10 protein-coding genes and 1 pseudogene are annotated in these 15,100 nt (G+C 67.4%); 9 read left to right on the forward strand and 2 right to left on the reverse strand.

All coding sequences use genetic code 11. The features are described from left to right. Together ACODS9_RS18155 and gnd are read right to left on the reverse strand one after the other, a co-directional pair. A pseudogene (locus tag ACODS9_RS18155) lies at positions 1 to 193 on the reverse strand (glucose-6-phosphate dehydrogenase); the annotation flags it as partial. Beyond that, complete coding sequence (gnd, locus tag ACODS9_RS18160) at positions 194 to 1,213, reverse strand: phosphogluconate dehydrogenase (NAD(+)-dependent, decarboxylating) (RefSeq protein ID WP_269451421.1); 1,020 nt, start codon at positions 1,211 to 1,213, stop codon at positions 194 to 196. It abuts the pseudogene before it with no gap. A 161-nt stretch (positions 1,214 to 1,374) separates the two neighbouring features. On the opposite strand from gnd, the gene ACODS9_RS18165 reads away from it, so the two are divergent. From ACODS9_RS18165 to ACODS9_RS18205, 9 genes are all read left to right on the forward strand, one after another. Continuing rightward, the gene (locus ACODS9_RS18165; RefSeq protein WP_489094421.1) at positions 1,375 to 1,542 is read left to right on the forward strand and encodes a DUF6026 family protein; all 168 of its coding nucleotides are present in this window, start codon (positions 1,375 to 1,377) and stop codon (positions 1,540 to 1,542) included. A 489-nt stretch (positions 1,543 to 2,031) separates the two neighbouring features. Further along, positions 2,032 to 3,591 (forward strand): glycogen synthase GlgA, encoded by a 1,560-nt coding sequence (glgA, locus tag ACODS9_RS18170; RefSeq protein WP_476258931.1) that lies wholly within the window; start codon positions 2,032 to 2,034, stop codon positions 3,589 to 3,591. A gap of 14 nt (positions 3,592 to 3,605) precedes the next feature. Further along, positions 3,606 to 5,348 (forward strand): malto-oligosyltrehalose trehalohydrolase, encoded by a 1,743-nt coding sequence (gene treZ / locus ACODS9_RS18175; RefSeq protein ID WP_489094422.1) that lies wholly within the window; start codon positions 3,606 to 3,608, stop codon positions 5,346 to 5,348. After that, a complete protein-coding gene (gene malQ / locus ACODS9_RS18180; protein WP_489094423.1) occupies positions 5,345 to 7,414 on the forward strand; it encodes a 4-alpha-glucanotransferase in 2,070 nt (689 codons plus the stop codon). The genes treZ and malQ overlap by 4 nt, the downstream gene beginning before the upstream one ends. Beyond that, entirely contained in the window at positions 7,411 to 10,185 is a 2,775-nt protein-coding gene (locus ACODS9_RS18185; RefSeq protein ID WP_489094424.1) for a malto-oligosyltrehalose synthase, read from the forward strand. The genes malQ and ACODS9_RS18185 overlap by 4 nt, the downstream gene beginning before the upstream one ends. A gap of 17 nt (positions 10,186 to 10,202) precedes the next feature. Then, positions 10,203 to 10,472, forward strand: coding sequence for a DUF2934 domain-containing protein (locus ACODS9_RS18190; RefSeq protein ID WP_401105833.1), 270 nt, complete (start codon positions 10,203 to 10,205; stop codon positions 10,470 to 10,472). A gap of 129 nt (positions 10,473 to 10,601) precedes the next feature. Then, positions 10,602 to 12,755 (forward strand): glycogen debranching protein GlgX, encoded by a 2,154-nt coding sequence (glgX, locus tag ACODS9_RS18195; RefSeq protein WP_401105831.1) that lies wholly within the window; start codon positions 10,602 to 10,604, stop codon positions 12,753 to 12,755. An 86-nt stretch (positions 12,756 to 12,841) separates the two neighbouring features. Further along, the gene (locus tag ACODS9_RS18200) at positions 12,842 to 13,636 is read left to right on the forward strand and encodes an endonuclease/exonuclease/phosphatase family protein (RefSeq protein ID WP_367856544.1); all 795 of its coding nucleotides are present in this window, start codon (positions 12,842 to 12,844) and stop codon (positions 13,634 to 13,636) included. Positions 13,637 to 13,956: 320 nt separating this feature from the next. Continuing rightward, a complete protein-coding gene (locus ACODS9_RS18205) occupies positions 13,957 to 15,033 on the forward strand; it encodes an autotransporter domain-containing protein (RefSeq protein WP_046856289.1) in 1,077 nt (358 codons plus the stop codon). The last annotated feature ends 67 nt before the right edge of the window (positions 15,034 to 15,100 follow it).

Here is a 15,100-nt window from a genome sequence, read left to right on the forward strand (position 1 = left end):
CCCCCCCCGCGGCAAAGTCCTCGGCCGTGGCCGGGTTGTGGTCGACTCCGACGATACGCAGGTTGCGGTCGAGCAGGCCGTCACGGCTGAGGTTGTACAGCGCCGGCATCAGCAGGCGCTTGACCAGGTCGCCGTTGGCGCCGAACAGGAACAAGGTGCATGGCGGCGCCGCGGGGATGGTCGGTTTAGTCATTTAGTCCTTCTTTTTCTCGACGTGGCCGCCGAAGCCCAGGCGCATGGCGGAGAGGATCTTGTCACCGTAGGTGCCCTGCTGCTGGCGCGAGCGGAAACGGGCGAACAGCGCGCTGGACAGCACCGGCACCGGCACGGCCTGTTCGACGGCGGCGTCGATGGTCCAGCGCCCTTCGCCGCTGTCGGACACCGAGCCACTGAATTCGGTCAGTTGCGGGTCGGCGACCAGCGCGTCGGCGGTCAGGTCCAGCAGCCAGGAAGTGACCACGCTGCCGCGGCGCCACACTTCGGCGATTTCGGCCACATTGAGGTCGAAGCGCTGCTCTTCCGGCAACTCCGGGCCACCCTTGCTGCGCAGCAGGTCGAAACCTTCGGCGTAGGCCTGCATCAGGCCGTACTCGATGCCGTTGTGCACCATCTTCACGTAGTGACCGGAGCCGGGCGGGCCAGCGTGGATGTAACCGTGTTCGGCGCGCTCGTGCTCGCCGCTGCGGCCCTGGGTGCGCGGAATGTCGCCGACGCCCGGGGCGAGGGCCTTGAACAGCGGTTCCAGGCGCTCGAACACCTCTTTCTCGCCGCCGATCATCATGCAGTAGCCACGGTCCAGGCCCCACACGCCGCCAGAGGTGCCGACGTCGAGGTAGTGCAGGCCACGCTTGCCCAACTCGGCAGCGCGGCGCACGTCGTCCTTGTAGAAGGTGTTGCCACCATCGATGATGGCGTCGCCCGGCTCGAGCAGGTCGGCCAGTTGCGCGATGGTCTGCTCGGTAATTTCGCCGGCGGGCAGCATGACCCACACCGCGCGCGGCGCCTTGAGTTTCTGCACCAGCGCCCCGAGGTCGTGGGCGCCGACGGCCCCCTCGCCTTCCAGGGTGGTGATGGCTTCGCGGTTGCGATCGTGGACCACAGTGCTGTGACCTGCGCGCATCAGGCGCCTTGCGATATTGCCGCCCATGCGGCCAAGCCCGATGATTCCCAGTTGCATGTGCCGACGCTCCCGTTGGTTTTGCTTTACAACAATTGAAGATTTCAGATTAGTCCAGCGTTCTGGCGTAGGGTTCACCGACGAACGGGGCGACAACGATAAACAAAAAAGTTCCCAAGGGCCTGCAAAGAATTCAGAATGCGCGCCGCGTGAAGCGTCTACGCTTCAAAATGTCACCAGCCATGCGAGGTGTGCCCATGGGAACCCTGATGCCTGCCATTCCCACCCAGACCCTCTATGTCACCGTGCGCCGCGACGAGCTGCGCCAGTTGAAGGATGAGCGCGATCACCTGCGCCAGCAGGTCGCCCAGCTGAACCTGCTGCTCGAGCAGGCCCGTGTGCAAGGCAAGGCCGCCGGCCTCTGATTCACCGCCCCTCTGCGTGGGAGCTGCCAGGCTCCCACCTCGTCACAGCTTCCCTTCCTGATTGCGTTGTGCCGCGTCTGTCGCCAATCCGCTGCGCCTACGCTGGCTAGCCTCATATTTTGCAACAACTCGCCAACGTTTGCGCGGGTAAACCGTCGCGACAAAAATGACCAACGGGTCACTTTCTTTGCGTTTCGTCCCCTACACTCCAGATTCGGCCCGCGTTTTGCTCGGAAAAAGTGACGTAAAAAAGTCGAACTTTCCAAAACACGGGCAGGTCAGGACTTAAGTAGGGCCGACGCAAAAGGACTTCCTCACGCCAGGCCCGCACACCCCAACCAGTCCATACGTCTTTCGGCGGGAATGCCGAGCGTGCCGTGCCTGCGCGCACGAATCTGGGGCAAGGACGCACTACGAAGATGCAACAACGATCAGAGAGCAGACCCACGAGCCAACGCCAAGCAAACAGAACAAGGGACGGAGAGAAGTATGATCAGTGCCGCTGTCGAACCTCACGTAGAGTCATTCAACCCGGATAACCGCGAGCCGCTGCCTGCGTCCCTCGCCCCGACAGTCAAGGCACCCGGCGCGCAGCGCCAGCACAACCCGAACAAGCGCAAGATCCTGTTCGTCACCTCGGAGATTGCCGACCTGGTCAAGACCGGCGGCCTGGGCGACGTGTCCGCTGCCCTGCCCCGTGCCCTGGCGCACCTGCACGATGTGCGCGTGCTGATCCCCGGCTACCGCCAGGTGGTCGAGAGCGACAACCCCATTCACATCGTCGGCGAACTGGGCGGCCACGCCGCGCTGCCGCCGTGCAAGATCGGCCGCATGGATCTGGCCGACGGCCTGGTGATCTATGTGCTGATCTGCCCCGAGCTGTACCAGCGCGACGGCACGCCCTACGGCGCCAACAACGGTCGCGACTGGCCCGACAATCATATCCGCTTCGCCCGCCTGGGCCTGGCCGCCGCGGAAATCGCCGCCGGCGAAGGCATGGCCCACTGGCGCCCCGACCTGGTGCACGCCCACGACTGGCCGGCCGGGCTGGCCCCGGCCTACATGCACTGGCGCGGCCTGAGCACCCCGACCCTGTTCACCATCCACAACCTGGCCTACCAGGGCGTTTACAGCCGTGGCTGCAGCCCGGAACTGGCGATCCCCGACCACGCCATGCAGCAGGAAGGCATGGAGTTCTACGGCAAGCTGTCGTTCCTCAAGGCCGGGCTTGCCTACGCCAGCCACATCACCACGGTCAGCGCTACCTACGCCCGGGAAATCACCACCCCCGAGTTCGGCTGCGGCCTGGACGGTTTCCTCGCCAGCAAGGCCCAGCAGGGGCTGCTCGGCGGCATCCCCAACGGTATCGACGAGAGCTGGGACTCGGCCACCGACCAGCACCTGGACCACAACTTCAGCATCAACGACTGGGACGGCAAGGCTCGCAACGCCGACCAGGTGCGCGCGCTGTTCGGCCTGGAAGCGAGCGAGGGGCCGCTGTTCGCCGTGGTTTCGCGGCTGGTCTACCAGAAAGGCCTGGACCTGACCCTGGGCGTTGCCGACTACATCGTCGAACAAGGCGGCCAGATCGCCATCATCGGCCGTGGCGAACCCGAGGAAGAACAGGCCATGCGCGAACTGGCCCTGCGTCACCCGGGCCGCATCGGCGTGCGCATCGGCTTCAACGAGACCGACGCCCGGCGCATGTTCGCCGGCAGCGACTTCCTGCTGATGCCATCGCGCTACGAGCCCTGCGGCCTGAGCCAGATGTACGCCCAGCGCTTCGGCTCGCTGCCGGTGGCGCGCAACACCGGCGGGCTGGCCGACACCATCGAGAACGGCGTGACCGGTTTCCTGTTCGACGACTCCAGCGTGGACAGCTACCGCGAGGCCCTGGGCCGTGCCTTCTATGTGTACGGCAAGAAGCACCTGCTCAATGCCATGCGCTGCCTGTCGATGACCCAGCCGTTCAACTGGTGCCAGGCGGTGGAACCCTATGCGCGCCTGTACGAAGACCTGGTGAAGCAGACGCAGCACGCCCATTACTGAGCGGAGAGCCGACGATGCACAAGCATGGCGCACAGTTGCTGGACGCCACGTCGGCGCGCTTCGCCCTTTGGGCGCCGGATGCGCGCAGTGTGAGCGTGGCGATCGGCCAGCAGCCGCCCGTGGCACTGCTGCCCGACGACGATGGCTGGTACACCGGCGTCGCCCCCTGCCAAGCGGGCGAACGCTATCAGTTCGTGATCGACGATGAACTGCGGGTGGCCGACCCGGCCTCGCGCTGCCAGCCCGAGGGCGTGCAGGGCCCCAGCGAACTGGTCGACCTGGGCGGCTACCCGTGGCGCCATCCCTGGCAGGGGCGGCCCTGGCACGAGGCGGTAATCCAGGAGCTGCACGTCGGCCTGCTCGACGGCTACGCCGGCGTGGCCAAGGTGCTGCCGCGCCTGGCTGAGCTGGGGGTCAGCGCCATCGAGCTGATGCCGCTGGGGCAGTTCCCTGGCGAGCGCAACTGGGGCTACGACGGCGTGCTGCCGTTCGCCCCGCAGCACAGCTATGGCCGCCCGCAGGACCTGTGCGCGCTGGTCGACGCCGCCCATGGCCAGCGCTTGATGGTGCTGGTGGACGTGGTCTACAACCACTTCGGCCCGGACGGCAATTACCTGCACCGCTACGCCAGCCCGTTCTTCCGCGAAGACCGCCAGACACCGTGGGGCGCGGCCATCGACTTCCGCCGCGCCGAGGTGCGCGAGTTCTTCATCCAGAACGCCCTGATGTGGCTGTGCGACTACCGTTGCGACGGCCTGCGCCTGGACGCGGTGCACGCCATCGACCAGCCGGACTTTCTCGTCGAACTGGCCCAGCGGGTACGCGCCACGGTCGAGCCCGGGCGGCAGGTCTGGCTGGTGCTGGAGAACGAGCACAACCAAGCGACGCTGCTCGAGCAAGGCTTCGACGCGCAGTGGAACGACGACGGCCACAACGCCCTGCACGTACTGCTGACCGGCGAAACCGAGGGCTACTACGCCGATTACAAGGACCGGCCGATCGAGCAGTTGGCGCGCTGCCTGGCCGAGGGCTTCGTGTTCCAGGGCCAGCCCGACCGCCACGGCAGGCCGCGCGGCGAGCCCAGCGGCCACCTGTCGCCCAGCGCGTTCGTGCTGTTCCTGCAGAACCACGACCAGGTCGGCAACCGCGCCCTGGGCGAACGGCTGTCCCGACTCTGCCCGCCGCAGGCGCTGAAGGCCGCCACCACCCTGCTGCTGCTGGCACCGATGATCCCGCTGCTGTTCATGGGCGACGACGACGGCAGCCGCAAGCCGTTCCTGTTCTTCACCGACTTCCACGACGCCTTGGCCGATGCCGTGCGTGAAGGCCGGCGTGGCGAGTTCGCTCATTTCGAGGCCTTCGCCGACCCGCAGAAGCGCGAGCAGATACCCGACCCCAACGCCGAGGCCACCTTCGAGACCTCCAAACCTCGGCAACAGGAGGTGCTGGCCGGCTGGCACGGCCTGTACCAGCAACTGCTCGAACTGCGCAGACGCCATGTCATCCCGCACCTGCCCGGCACCCGCGCCGAGGGCTGCGAGGTACTCGGCGCCAAGGCGCTGACCGCCCGCTGGCGCCTGGGCGACGGCCAGCAACTGCGCATCGACCTGAACCTCGATGCCCAGCCCCAGCCGGTCACCTTGCCGGCCCAGCCCCGCCGCCTGTTCGACAGCAGCGACAACGCCCACCCCGACTCGACGCTCGCCGCGCACAGCTGCGTGGTGAGCCTGCTGCCCCCCGACCAGGAGACGCCATGAGCGCAGAGCCCCTTCACCGCCTGGCCGCCCGGGTGGGCCTGGCCCGCGACTGGATCGATGCCAACAACCGCCCGCAGCAGGTCAGCGATGACGTGCTGCGCCAGGTGCTCGCAGGCCTTGGCCACCCGGCCGGCAATGCTGCCGAGATCGACGCCAGCCTGCGCACCGTGGAGCAGGCCGAAGACAGCGAGCACCTGCCACCGTTGCTGACCGTGGACATCGACCAGCCCCTCGACCTGCAGCGTTACTTCAGCGCCGCCAGCCAGGTGCGCTGCACCCTGGAAGACGGCAGCCAGCGCAGCCTGACCCTGGACGCCCAGGCAAGCCTGCCGGCAGGCTTGCCCCTGGGCTATCACCGCCTGGATATCGATGGCCGGACCTGCACCGTGGCCGTGGCACCGGCGCGTTGCCATGCCCTGCAAGACTGCGTGGAGCAACCCCCACCCCGTTGCTGGGGCCTTGCCGTGCAGCTGTACAGCCTGCGGCGCCCCGGCGATGGCGGCTTTGGCGACTGCCTGGCGCTGGAACAACTGGCGCGCCACGCCGCCGAGCGCGGCGCCGATGCCCTGGCGATCAGCCCGATCCACACCCTGTCGGCCTTCGACCAGCACCACTACAGCCCCTATTCGCCGTCCAGCCGCCTGCTGCTCAATGTGCTCTATGCCAGCCCCGGCGTGGTCTTCGGCGAACGCGAAGTGCGCATGGCCACCGAGGCCTGTGGCCTGCAGGCCACCCTCGAAGCGCTGGAGCAGCACACGCTGGTGGACTGGCCCAGGGCCGCCGAGGCCCGGCTGCGCCTGCTCGAAGCGCTCTACCGGCACTTCAGCCAGGGCGAGCACCCCTTGCGCGCGGACTTCGACAGTTTCCGCGCCAGCGCCGGCGAGCAACTGGAACACCACTGCCGCTTCGAAGTGCTGCAGGCCGAGGCGGTGAGTAGCGGCCTGGGCGCGGACTGGCGCAACTGGCCCAAGGCCTGGCACGACCCCTACGACCCCGAGGTCGAGGCCTTCGCCAACGCCTATCCGGCGCGGGTCGAGTTCCATGCTTTCTGTCAGTGGCTGACCGAGCGCAGCCTGCAACGGGCCCAGGACGCGGCGCGCGGCAACGGCATGGCCGTGGGCCTGATCGCCGACCTGGCAGTGGGCGCCGACGGAGCCGGCAGCCAGGCCTGGAGCCGCCAGGACGAACTGCTGGCTGAACTCAACGTCGGCGCCCCGCCCGATATCCTCAACCGCGCCGGGCAAGACTGGGGCATCTGCGCATTCTCCCCCGAAGGCCTGCGGCGCAACGGCTACCGCGCCTTCATCGAAATGCTGCGGGCCAACCTGGCCCATGCCGGCGGCCTGCGCATCGACCATGTGATGGGCCTGCGCCGCCTGTGGCTGATCCCCCGTGGCGCCAAGCCCAGCGAAGGGGCCTACCTGGAGTATCCGCTGGACGACCTGCTGCGCCTGCTGGCACTGGAGTCGGTGCGACACCAGGCGATCATCCTCGGCGAGGACCTGGGCACCGTGCCCGAGGGCTTGCGCGAGCGCCTGGCCGACAAGGCCGTGCTGGGCATGCGCGTGCTGCCGTTCGAGCAGCAGCAGCCGGGCCGGTTCACGCCGATCCTCGACTGGCCGGACAACGCCCTGGCCACCACCGGCACCCATGACCTGGCTCCGCTCGCCGGCTGGCTGACCAGCCGGGACATCGACTGGAGCCATCGCCTGCAGTTGATCGACGCCGCCACCGAACTGCACTGGCGCCACACCCGGGCCCTGGAGCGCGACGGCCTGCGCCGCACCCTGGAGCAGAACTACGGGCCACTGCGCGACGATTCTGCGCTGATCGACGCGGCGATCCGCTACGTCGGCCATACCCGCGCACCGCTGGTGCTGGTGCCGCTGGAAGACCTGCTGGGCAGCGACGAGCAACCCAACCTGCCCGGCACCACCAGCGGCCATCCCAACTGGCGCCGCCGCTTCAAGGCGCCGGTGCGCGAACTACTGGACGACGAGGACGCCGCCCGGCGCCTGGAACTGCTGGCCCAGGCCCGCGAACAAGCCTGGGAGCGTGACCGATGAAACCCTTGACCGCGACCCTGCGCCTGCAACTGCACAGCGACTTCACCCTCGACCATGCGGTACCGCTGGTGCCCTATTTCGCCCGGCTGGGTATCAGCCACCTGTACGCCTCGCCGATCCTCACCGCCCGCGCAGGCTCGCGCCATGGCTATGACGTGGTCGATCCGACCCGGGTCAATCCCGAACTCGGCGGCGAGGCGGCGCTCGAACGCCTGGTGGCCGCCCTGCGCCAGCATGGCATGGGGCTGATCGTCGACACCGTGTCCAACCACATGGCCGTGGGCGGCGCCGACAACCCCTGGTGGCAGAGCCTGCTGGCCTGGGGCCGGCGCAGCCCCTATGCGGAATTTTTCGATATCCAGTGGCATTCCAGCGACCCGTTGCTGGCCGGCCAGCTGTTGCTGCCGTTCCTCGGCAGCGACTATGGCGCCGCCCTGCACAACGGCGAGATCCCGCTGACCTTCGACGCACAACACGGGCGCTTCGAAGTCGCCCACCATGAGCACCGTTTCCCGATCTGCCCACTGGACTATCCACGCATCCTCGGCCAGGCCGAGGACCCGCGCCTGCAGGCGCTGGCCGCGCATTTCAGCGCCCTCGGCGAGGCGGCCGAGCCGCTGGCCGAGGCCCAGCCGCTACACCGCGAACTGGCGCGCCTGGCCGCCGCCGGCGCGGATCCGCAAGCGGCCCTCGCCGCCTTCGACAGCTGCGGCGAAGCAGGCTTCAAGCGCCTGCACTTGCTGCTCGAGCGCCAGACCTATCGCCTGGCCAGCTGGCGCACCGCCGCCGACGACATCAACTGGCGGCGCTTCTTCGACATCAACGAACTCGGCGGCCTGCGCGTGGAGCGTGCCGTGGTGTTCGAGGCCACCCACGCCAAGCTGTTCGAGCTGATCGAGCGTGGCCTGGTCGATGGCCTGCGCATCGACCATATCGATGGCCTCGCCGATCCGCGCCGCTATTGCCGCAACCTGCGCCGCCGGGTCGATTCGCTGCTGGCGCGACGTCCCGTCGATGCCGCGCTGGCACACTTCCCGATCTACGTGGAAAAGATCCTCGGCACGGGCGAACACCTGCACCGCGACTGGCTCACCGACGGCACCACCGGCTACGAATTCATGAACGAGGTGTCGCTGCTGCAGCACGACCCTGTGGGCGAGCCCACCCTGGACGAACTATGGCGCAACACCAGCGAGCGTCCCGAGTTCCCCGAGGAGGTGCGCATCGCCCGCCACCTGGTGCTCAACGCCAGCCTGGCCGGCGACTGCGAGTCGGTGGCCCAGGCCCTGCTGCAGGTGGCCCGCGACGACCTGATGACCCGCGACCTCACCCTCGGCGCCATTCGCCGGGCGCTGCAGGCGCTGGTCGAGCACTACCCGGTGTATCGCACCTATATCAACGCCTGTGGCCGGCCCGCCGAGGACGAGGCGTTCTTCCAGCAGGCGCTGACCGGCGCGCGCCAGTCGCTGGGGGAAGCCGACTGGCCGCTGCTCGATCAGCTCGAACGCTGGCTTGGCGGCCAACCCTGGCGGCACCTGCCGCCAGGCCGCCCGCGCAAGCACCTGCGCCACGCCTGCGTGCGCTTCCAGCAACTGACCGCCCCGAGCGCCGCCAAGGCCGTGGAAGACACCGCCTTCTATCGATCCGCCCGGCTGCTGTCACGCAACGACGTGGGCTTCGATGCCGAGCGTTTCAGCGCCGATGCGGCCTGGTTCCACAACGAAGCCCTGCGCCGCCTGCACGACTTTCCCGACAACCTGCTGGCCACCGCCACCCACGACCACAAGCGCGGCGAAGACTGCCGCGCGCGGCTGGCCGTGCTCAGCGAACGCGCACCCTGGCTGGCCAGCCGCGTCGAGCACTGGCGCGAGCTGGCCGCGCCGTTGCGCGAGGCACTGGACGATGGGCAGGCGCCAAGCCCCGGCGACGAGCTGCTGCTGTTGCAGACGCTGCTCGGCAGCTGGCCGCTGGACCTCGACCTGCATGCCCCACAAGCCCTGAAGCGCTACTCCGAACGCCTTCGCCAATGGCAATGCAAGGCCCTGCGCGAAGCCAAGCTGCGCAGCAGCTGGGCCGCGCCCAACGAACACTACGAGGCGGCTTGCGCGGCCTATGTCGACGGCCTGCTGCTGGACGAGGAAAACCAGCAGCTGCGCCAGTCCCTGCATGAGGCCGCGCAGCACCTGGCCTGCCCTGGCGCCTTGAACGGCCTGGTGCAGTGCCTGCTGCGCATGACCACCCCCGGCGTGCCGGACCTGTACCAGGGCAACGAGTACTGGGACCTCTCGCTGGTCGACCCGGACAACCGCCGCCCGGTGGACTACCCGGCCAGGCGCGCCAGCCTCGACGACGGCACGCCCCTCGCCGAGCTGCTCGCCCACTGGCGCGATGGCCGCATCAAGCAGGCCCTGGTGGCCCGCGTGCTGGACGCCCGCCAGGCCCATCCCGAGCTGTTCCAGCGCGGCGCCTACCTGCCGCTGAGGGTACAGGGCCGCCACGCCGACCAGGTGCTGGCCTTTGCCCGCCTCGGCCAGGGCGAGCGCGCCGTCATCGTCGTGCCACGGCTGGCCAGCGCCCTGCTGGGCGCGGCCACCACCCCGTTGATCCCGGTTCAGAACTGGGACGATACCCGGCTCGTACTGCCGTTTGCCTTGTCGCCTGCCAACTGTTCGGGACTTTTCGGCGGCGGTGCTGTCACCCCTTCAAGGGAGCTGATGTTGAGCACCGTGCTGGCAGAGTTTCCGGTCAATGTGTTGATTGATCATGCCTAACTGTATTCAGGAGCGTCGTGATGAGTGTCGATGAAAAACGTATTCGCGAGTTCGCCTATCAGATCTGGGAGTCGGAGGGTAAGCCCGAGGGGCGCGAGGAGGAACACTGGGACAAGGCGCGCAAGCTGGCCGAAGCCGAGGCGCTGGCCCCCAAGGCGCCGCCACGCAAGAAGGCAGCAGCCAAGCCCAAGCCACCGGCAGAGCCCAAGGTGGCGGCGTTGCCGGGCGTGAAGCCGGCTGCGGCGGCTAAAAAACCGCGAGCGGCGAAGAAACCTGCCGCTGGCTGAGCCTTTTACAAGCCTGTACCGCCCTCATCGCGGGGCCAGCCCGCTCCCACGCCTCAGTCACTGAGTGCTCGTGCGTGTGAGCGGGCTTGCCCCGCGATGGCCCCCTCTCCCCGGACCATGAGGACCGCCATGAGCCCCCGCACCCCGAAGAAAACCCGCTCCGTCGCCCCATCGCGCATCCGCGAAGGCCTGCCCTTCCCCCTCGGCGCCACCTGGGACGGCCTTGGGGTCAACTTCGCCCTGTTCTCGGCCAACGCCACCAAGGTCGAGCTGTGCCTGTTCGACGCCAGCGGCGAAAACGAAATCGAGCGCATCGAGCTGCCCGAGTACACCGACGAGATCTACCACGGCTACCTGCCCGACGCCCACCCGGGCCTAATTTACGGCTACCGGGTACACGGCCCTTACGAGCCCGAGAACGGCCACCGCTTCAACCCCAACAAGCTGCTGATCGACCCCTATGCCAAGCAATTGGTGGGCACGCTGAAATGGTCCGAGGCGCTGTTCGGCTACACCATCGGCCACCCCGACGGCGACCTGTCGTTCGACGAGCGCGACAGCGCGGCATTCGTGCCCAAGTGCAAGGTCATCGACCCGGCCTTCACTTGGGGCCGCGACCAGCGCGTGTCGATCCCTTGGGAGCGCACCATCATCTACGAGGCCCACACCCGCGGCATCAGCATGCGCCACCCGGCGGTGCCCGAGCACCTGCGCGGCACTTTCGCGGGCCTGGCCAACGACGAGCTGCTGGGCCATATCAAGGAGCTGGGCGTTTCGAGCATCGAGCTGCTGCCGATCCACGCCTTCGTCAACGACCAGCACCTGCTCGACAAGGGCCTGAACAACTACTGGGGCTACAACAGCATCGCCTTCTTCGCCCCCCACCCGCGCTACCTGGCCAGCGGCAAGATCGCCGAGTTCAAGGAGATGGTCGCCCACCTGCACGACGCAGGCCTGGAGGTGATCCTCGACGTGGTCTACAACCACACCGCCGAAGGCAACGAACGCGGCCCGACCCTGTCGATGCGCGGTATCGACAACGCCTCGTACTACCGCCTGATGCCCGACGACCGGCGCTTCTACATCAACGATTCCGGCACCGGCAATACCCTCGACATGAGCCATCCACGGGTGCTGCAACTGGTCACCGATTCGCTGCGCTACTGGGCCGGCGAGATGCACGTGGATGGTTTTCGCTTCGACCTGGCGACCATCCTCGGCCGCTATCACGATGGCTACAGCGAGCGCCACGGCTTCCTCGTCGCCTGTCGCCAGGACCCGATGCTCAGCCAGACCAAGCTGATCGCCGAACCCTGGGACTGCGGGCCGGGCGGCTACCAGGTGGGCAACTTCGCCCCGGGCTGGGCGGAATGGAACGACCGCTTCCGCGACACCGTGCGCAGCTTCTGGAAAGGCGACGAAGGCATGCTCGCCGACTTTGCCGCGCGCATCACCGCCTCGGGCGATCTGTTCAACAACCGCGGCCGGCGCCCCTACGCCTCGGTCAACTTCGTCACCGCCCACGACGGTTTCACCTTGCGCGACCTGGTGTCGTACAACGACAAGCACAATGAGGACAACGACGAGAACAACCAGGACGGCACCGACAACAACCTGTCGTGGAACTGCGGTGTCGAAGGCCCCACCGACGACCCGGCGATCAACGCCCTGCGCATGCGCCAGATGCGCAACTACTTCGCCACCCTGCTGCTGGCCCAGGGCACGCCGATGATCGTTGCCGGCGACGAGTTCAGCCGCACCCAGCACGGCAACAACAACGCCTACTGCCAGGACAGCGAGATCGGTTGGGTGAACTGGGACCTGGACGAAGACGGCCAGGCGCTGATGGCCTTCGTCAAGCGCCTGACCCGGCTGCGCCTGGCCTATCCGATCCTGCGGCGCTCGCGCTTCCTGGTCGGCGACTACAACGAGGCGATCGGGGTCAAGGACGTCACCTGGCTGGCTCCGGACGCCAGCGAGATGACCGTCGAGCAGTGGGAAGATCCGCACGGGCGTTGCCTGGGCATGCTGATGGATGGCCGCGCCCAGGTCAGTGGCATCGCCCGGCCCGGCGCCGAGGCGACCATGCTGTTGATCGTCAACGCCTACCACGACGTCGTGCCGTTCACCCTGCCGGCGGTGCCGGAGGGCGACTACTGGAGCTGCCTGGTCGACACCGACCGGCCCGAGCTGCGCAAGGCGCAGCACCTGGCGTTCGACACCGTGTTCGAGGTCAAGGGGCGGTCGTTGCTGCTGATGGTGTTGCAGCGAGAAGAGGACTGAACCCGAAACAGGAAGTCCTGTCCTAGACTGTGTCGAGCCAGTTGAACCTGGGGCTGCTGCGCAGCCCTCATTGAACAGGAGCGGTCGTGAACCTCGAAGCCGGCAGTCCAGGTTTCGCCAGCGTCAGCCAGGCCCCGGCCGTGCACCGGGTCAAGGTGCTGACGGTCAACACCCACAAGGGCTTCACCGCCTTCAACCGACGCTTCATCCTGCCGGAGCTGCGCGAGGCGGTGCGCAGCACTGGTGCTGACATCGTGTTCCTCCAGGAGGTACTCGGCAGCCACGACCGTCACGCCGCGCGCTACCCCGGCTGGCCCCAGACTTCGCAGTACGAATTCCTCGCCGACAGCATGTGGAGCGACTTCGCCTACGGCCGCAACGCGGTCTACCCCGACGGCCACCACGGCAACGCGCTGCTGTCCAAGTACCCGATCATCGAGCACCGCAACCTCGACGTGTCGATTACCGGCCCCGAGCGCCGCGGCCTGTTGCACTGCGTGCTGGACGTACCCGGCCAGCGCCAGGTGCATGCGATCTGCGTGCACCTGTCATTGCTCGAACGGCACCGGCAGAAGCAATTGCACCTGCTGCGCCAACTGCTCGACGCCCTGCCCGCCGACGCCCCGGTGATCATCGCCGGCGACTTCAACGACTGGCAGCTGCGCGGCAACCGCACCCTGCGCCTGCACCGCGACCTGCACGAGGCGTTCGAGCGCCACCATGGCCTGCTCGCCCGCACCTACCCCGCCCGCCTGCCCCTGCTGCGCCTGGACCGCGTGTACCTGCGCAATGCCGACAGCCACGCGCCGAGAATCCTCGGCAACAAGCCTTGGACCCACCTGTCCGATCACCTGCCGCTGGCGGTGGAAGTGCGGTTGTAGCAACGATTCGGCATAGCCACGCGGCGGGAAATCACCATTGTCGATATACCGGCTTGAAACTTGTCATTATTCAACAAGTTAACTAGTCAAACAGGAGTGTCGCGATCATTTCACGCTTTCTTGACGCAAGCGCCGTCCTCTCCTTAGCTGAACAGTAATCACCAGATGGAAAATCTCGTGCCGGGCCTCTAGCTCGCGCCCTCGTGCGCGTTCCAAGAAGCTGGCGCGCTGGTTTGAGTCGCCCCTGTTCTTGTCGTACAGCTCGTGACATCAGGCCAGGTATCGGGCTGTTTACTTCACACAACAACAGGAGATCCGCCATGAAAAGCACCTCGAATCCCTCGCGCTTCGACGCTTTTTTCTGTGCGGTTTCCACGTCGCTGCTCCTGGCAACCCCGGTGGAAACCTTCGCGTTCGAACTGCAGGAGGGCGAACCCTTCGCCCCCTTCCTGGCGCAGCCCGAGGTGCCGCGACTATCGCTCGACCCGGTCAGCGCCAGCGGCCTGAGCCAGGGCATGCTCAACGCCTTTTCCGAACGCATGGGCGAGCGCCACGGCCAACTCGACAACGAACACATCGCCAGCCAGTGGGCGCAGTTCTTCCCCGGCACGCCGCGCCAGGGCGCCCAGCCACCGGCACAGGTGGAGGCACCCAGCCAGCAGATGGTGATCGGCCCGGACCTGTTCGTGCGTGAAACCAACGCGGGCAATGTGCACCGCGCGGGCATCTTCGTCGGCCACAACAACCTGCAGAGCACCTTCAACGGCATGCGCCCGCTGCTTGGCGACAAGCAGCGCAACGCGGTCAACCTCAGTGGCGAAAGCCTCGGCGTGTACTGGAGCATGACTCACGAGCAGGGCTGGCACGTGGACGCCGTGGCCATGGGCACGCGCATCGACGTCAACGGCCGCTCCCAGGCCGGCCAGCGCCTCGACGACAGCGGCCACGCGATGACCTTCTCGGTGGAGGGCGGTTTCCCCATCGGCCTGGGCGCCGGCTGGGTGATCGAGCCCCAGGCGCAGTTGATCAACCAGCAGTTCTTCCCCGGCAGCCAGGTGCAGGAAGAAACCCTGCAGGCCTTCGATAGCCAACCCAGCTGGAGCGGCCGGGTCGGTGCCAAGCTGTCGGCGCGCTACGAGGTGCGTGGCATGCCCATCGAACCCTATGTGCGCACCAACGTCTGGTACGACTTCAGCAACGCCGACCCGGTGAAGCTGGACCAGGTGGACAAGATCTCCAGCTCGCGCAGCGCCGCCACGGTGGAACTGGGGTTGGGCCTGGTGGCCCGGGTGACGCCGAACGTGGCGCTGTTCGTCAGCGCCGACTACAGCTCCGATGTGGATGACAATGACCTGAATGGGCTGATCGGCAGCCTTGGCGTGCGGATGCGCTGGTAGGCAGGCTCGGCCTCATGGCCGGCAAGCCGGCTCCCACAGGGATAGCATTCTGTGGCAGCCGGCTTGC

The sequence above is a fragment of the Pseudomonas sp. FG36 genome (assembly GCF_057809275.1).

Coding starts and splice junctions, on each gene's coding strand:
- ACODS9_RS18165 (WP_489094421.1), top strand. CDS start 1,375: ATGGGAACCCTGATGCCTGCCATTCCCACCCAGACCCTCTATGTCACC.
- glgA (WP_476258931.1), top strand. CDS start 2,032: ATGATCAGTGCCGCTGTCGAACCTCACGTAGAGTCATTCAACCCGGAT.
- treZ (WP_489094422.1), top strand. CDS start 3,606: ATGCACAAGCATGGCGCACAGTTGCTGGACGCCACGTCGGCGCGCTTC.
- malQ (WP_489094423.1), top strand. CDS start 5,345: ATGAGCGCAGAGCCCCTTCACCGCCTGGCCGCCCGGGTGGGCCTGGCC.
- ACODS9_RS18185 (WP_489094424.1), top strand. CDS start 7,411: ATGAAACCCTTGACCGCGACCCTGCGCCTGCAACTGCACAGCGACTTC.
- glgX (WP_401105831.1), top strand. CDS start 10,602: ATGAGCCCCCGCACCCCGAAGAAAACCCGCTCCGTCGCCCCATCGCGC.
- ACODS9_RS18205 (WP_046856289.1), top strand. CDS start 13,957: ATGAAAAGCACCTCGAATCCCTCGCGCTTCGACGCTTTTTTCTGTGCG.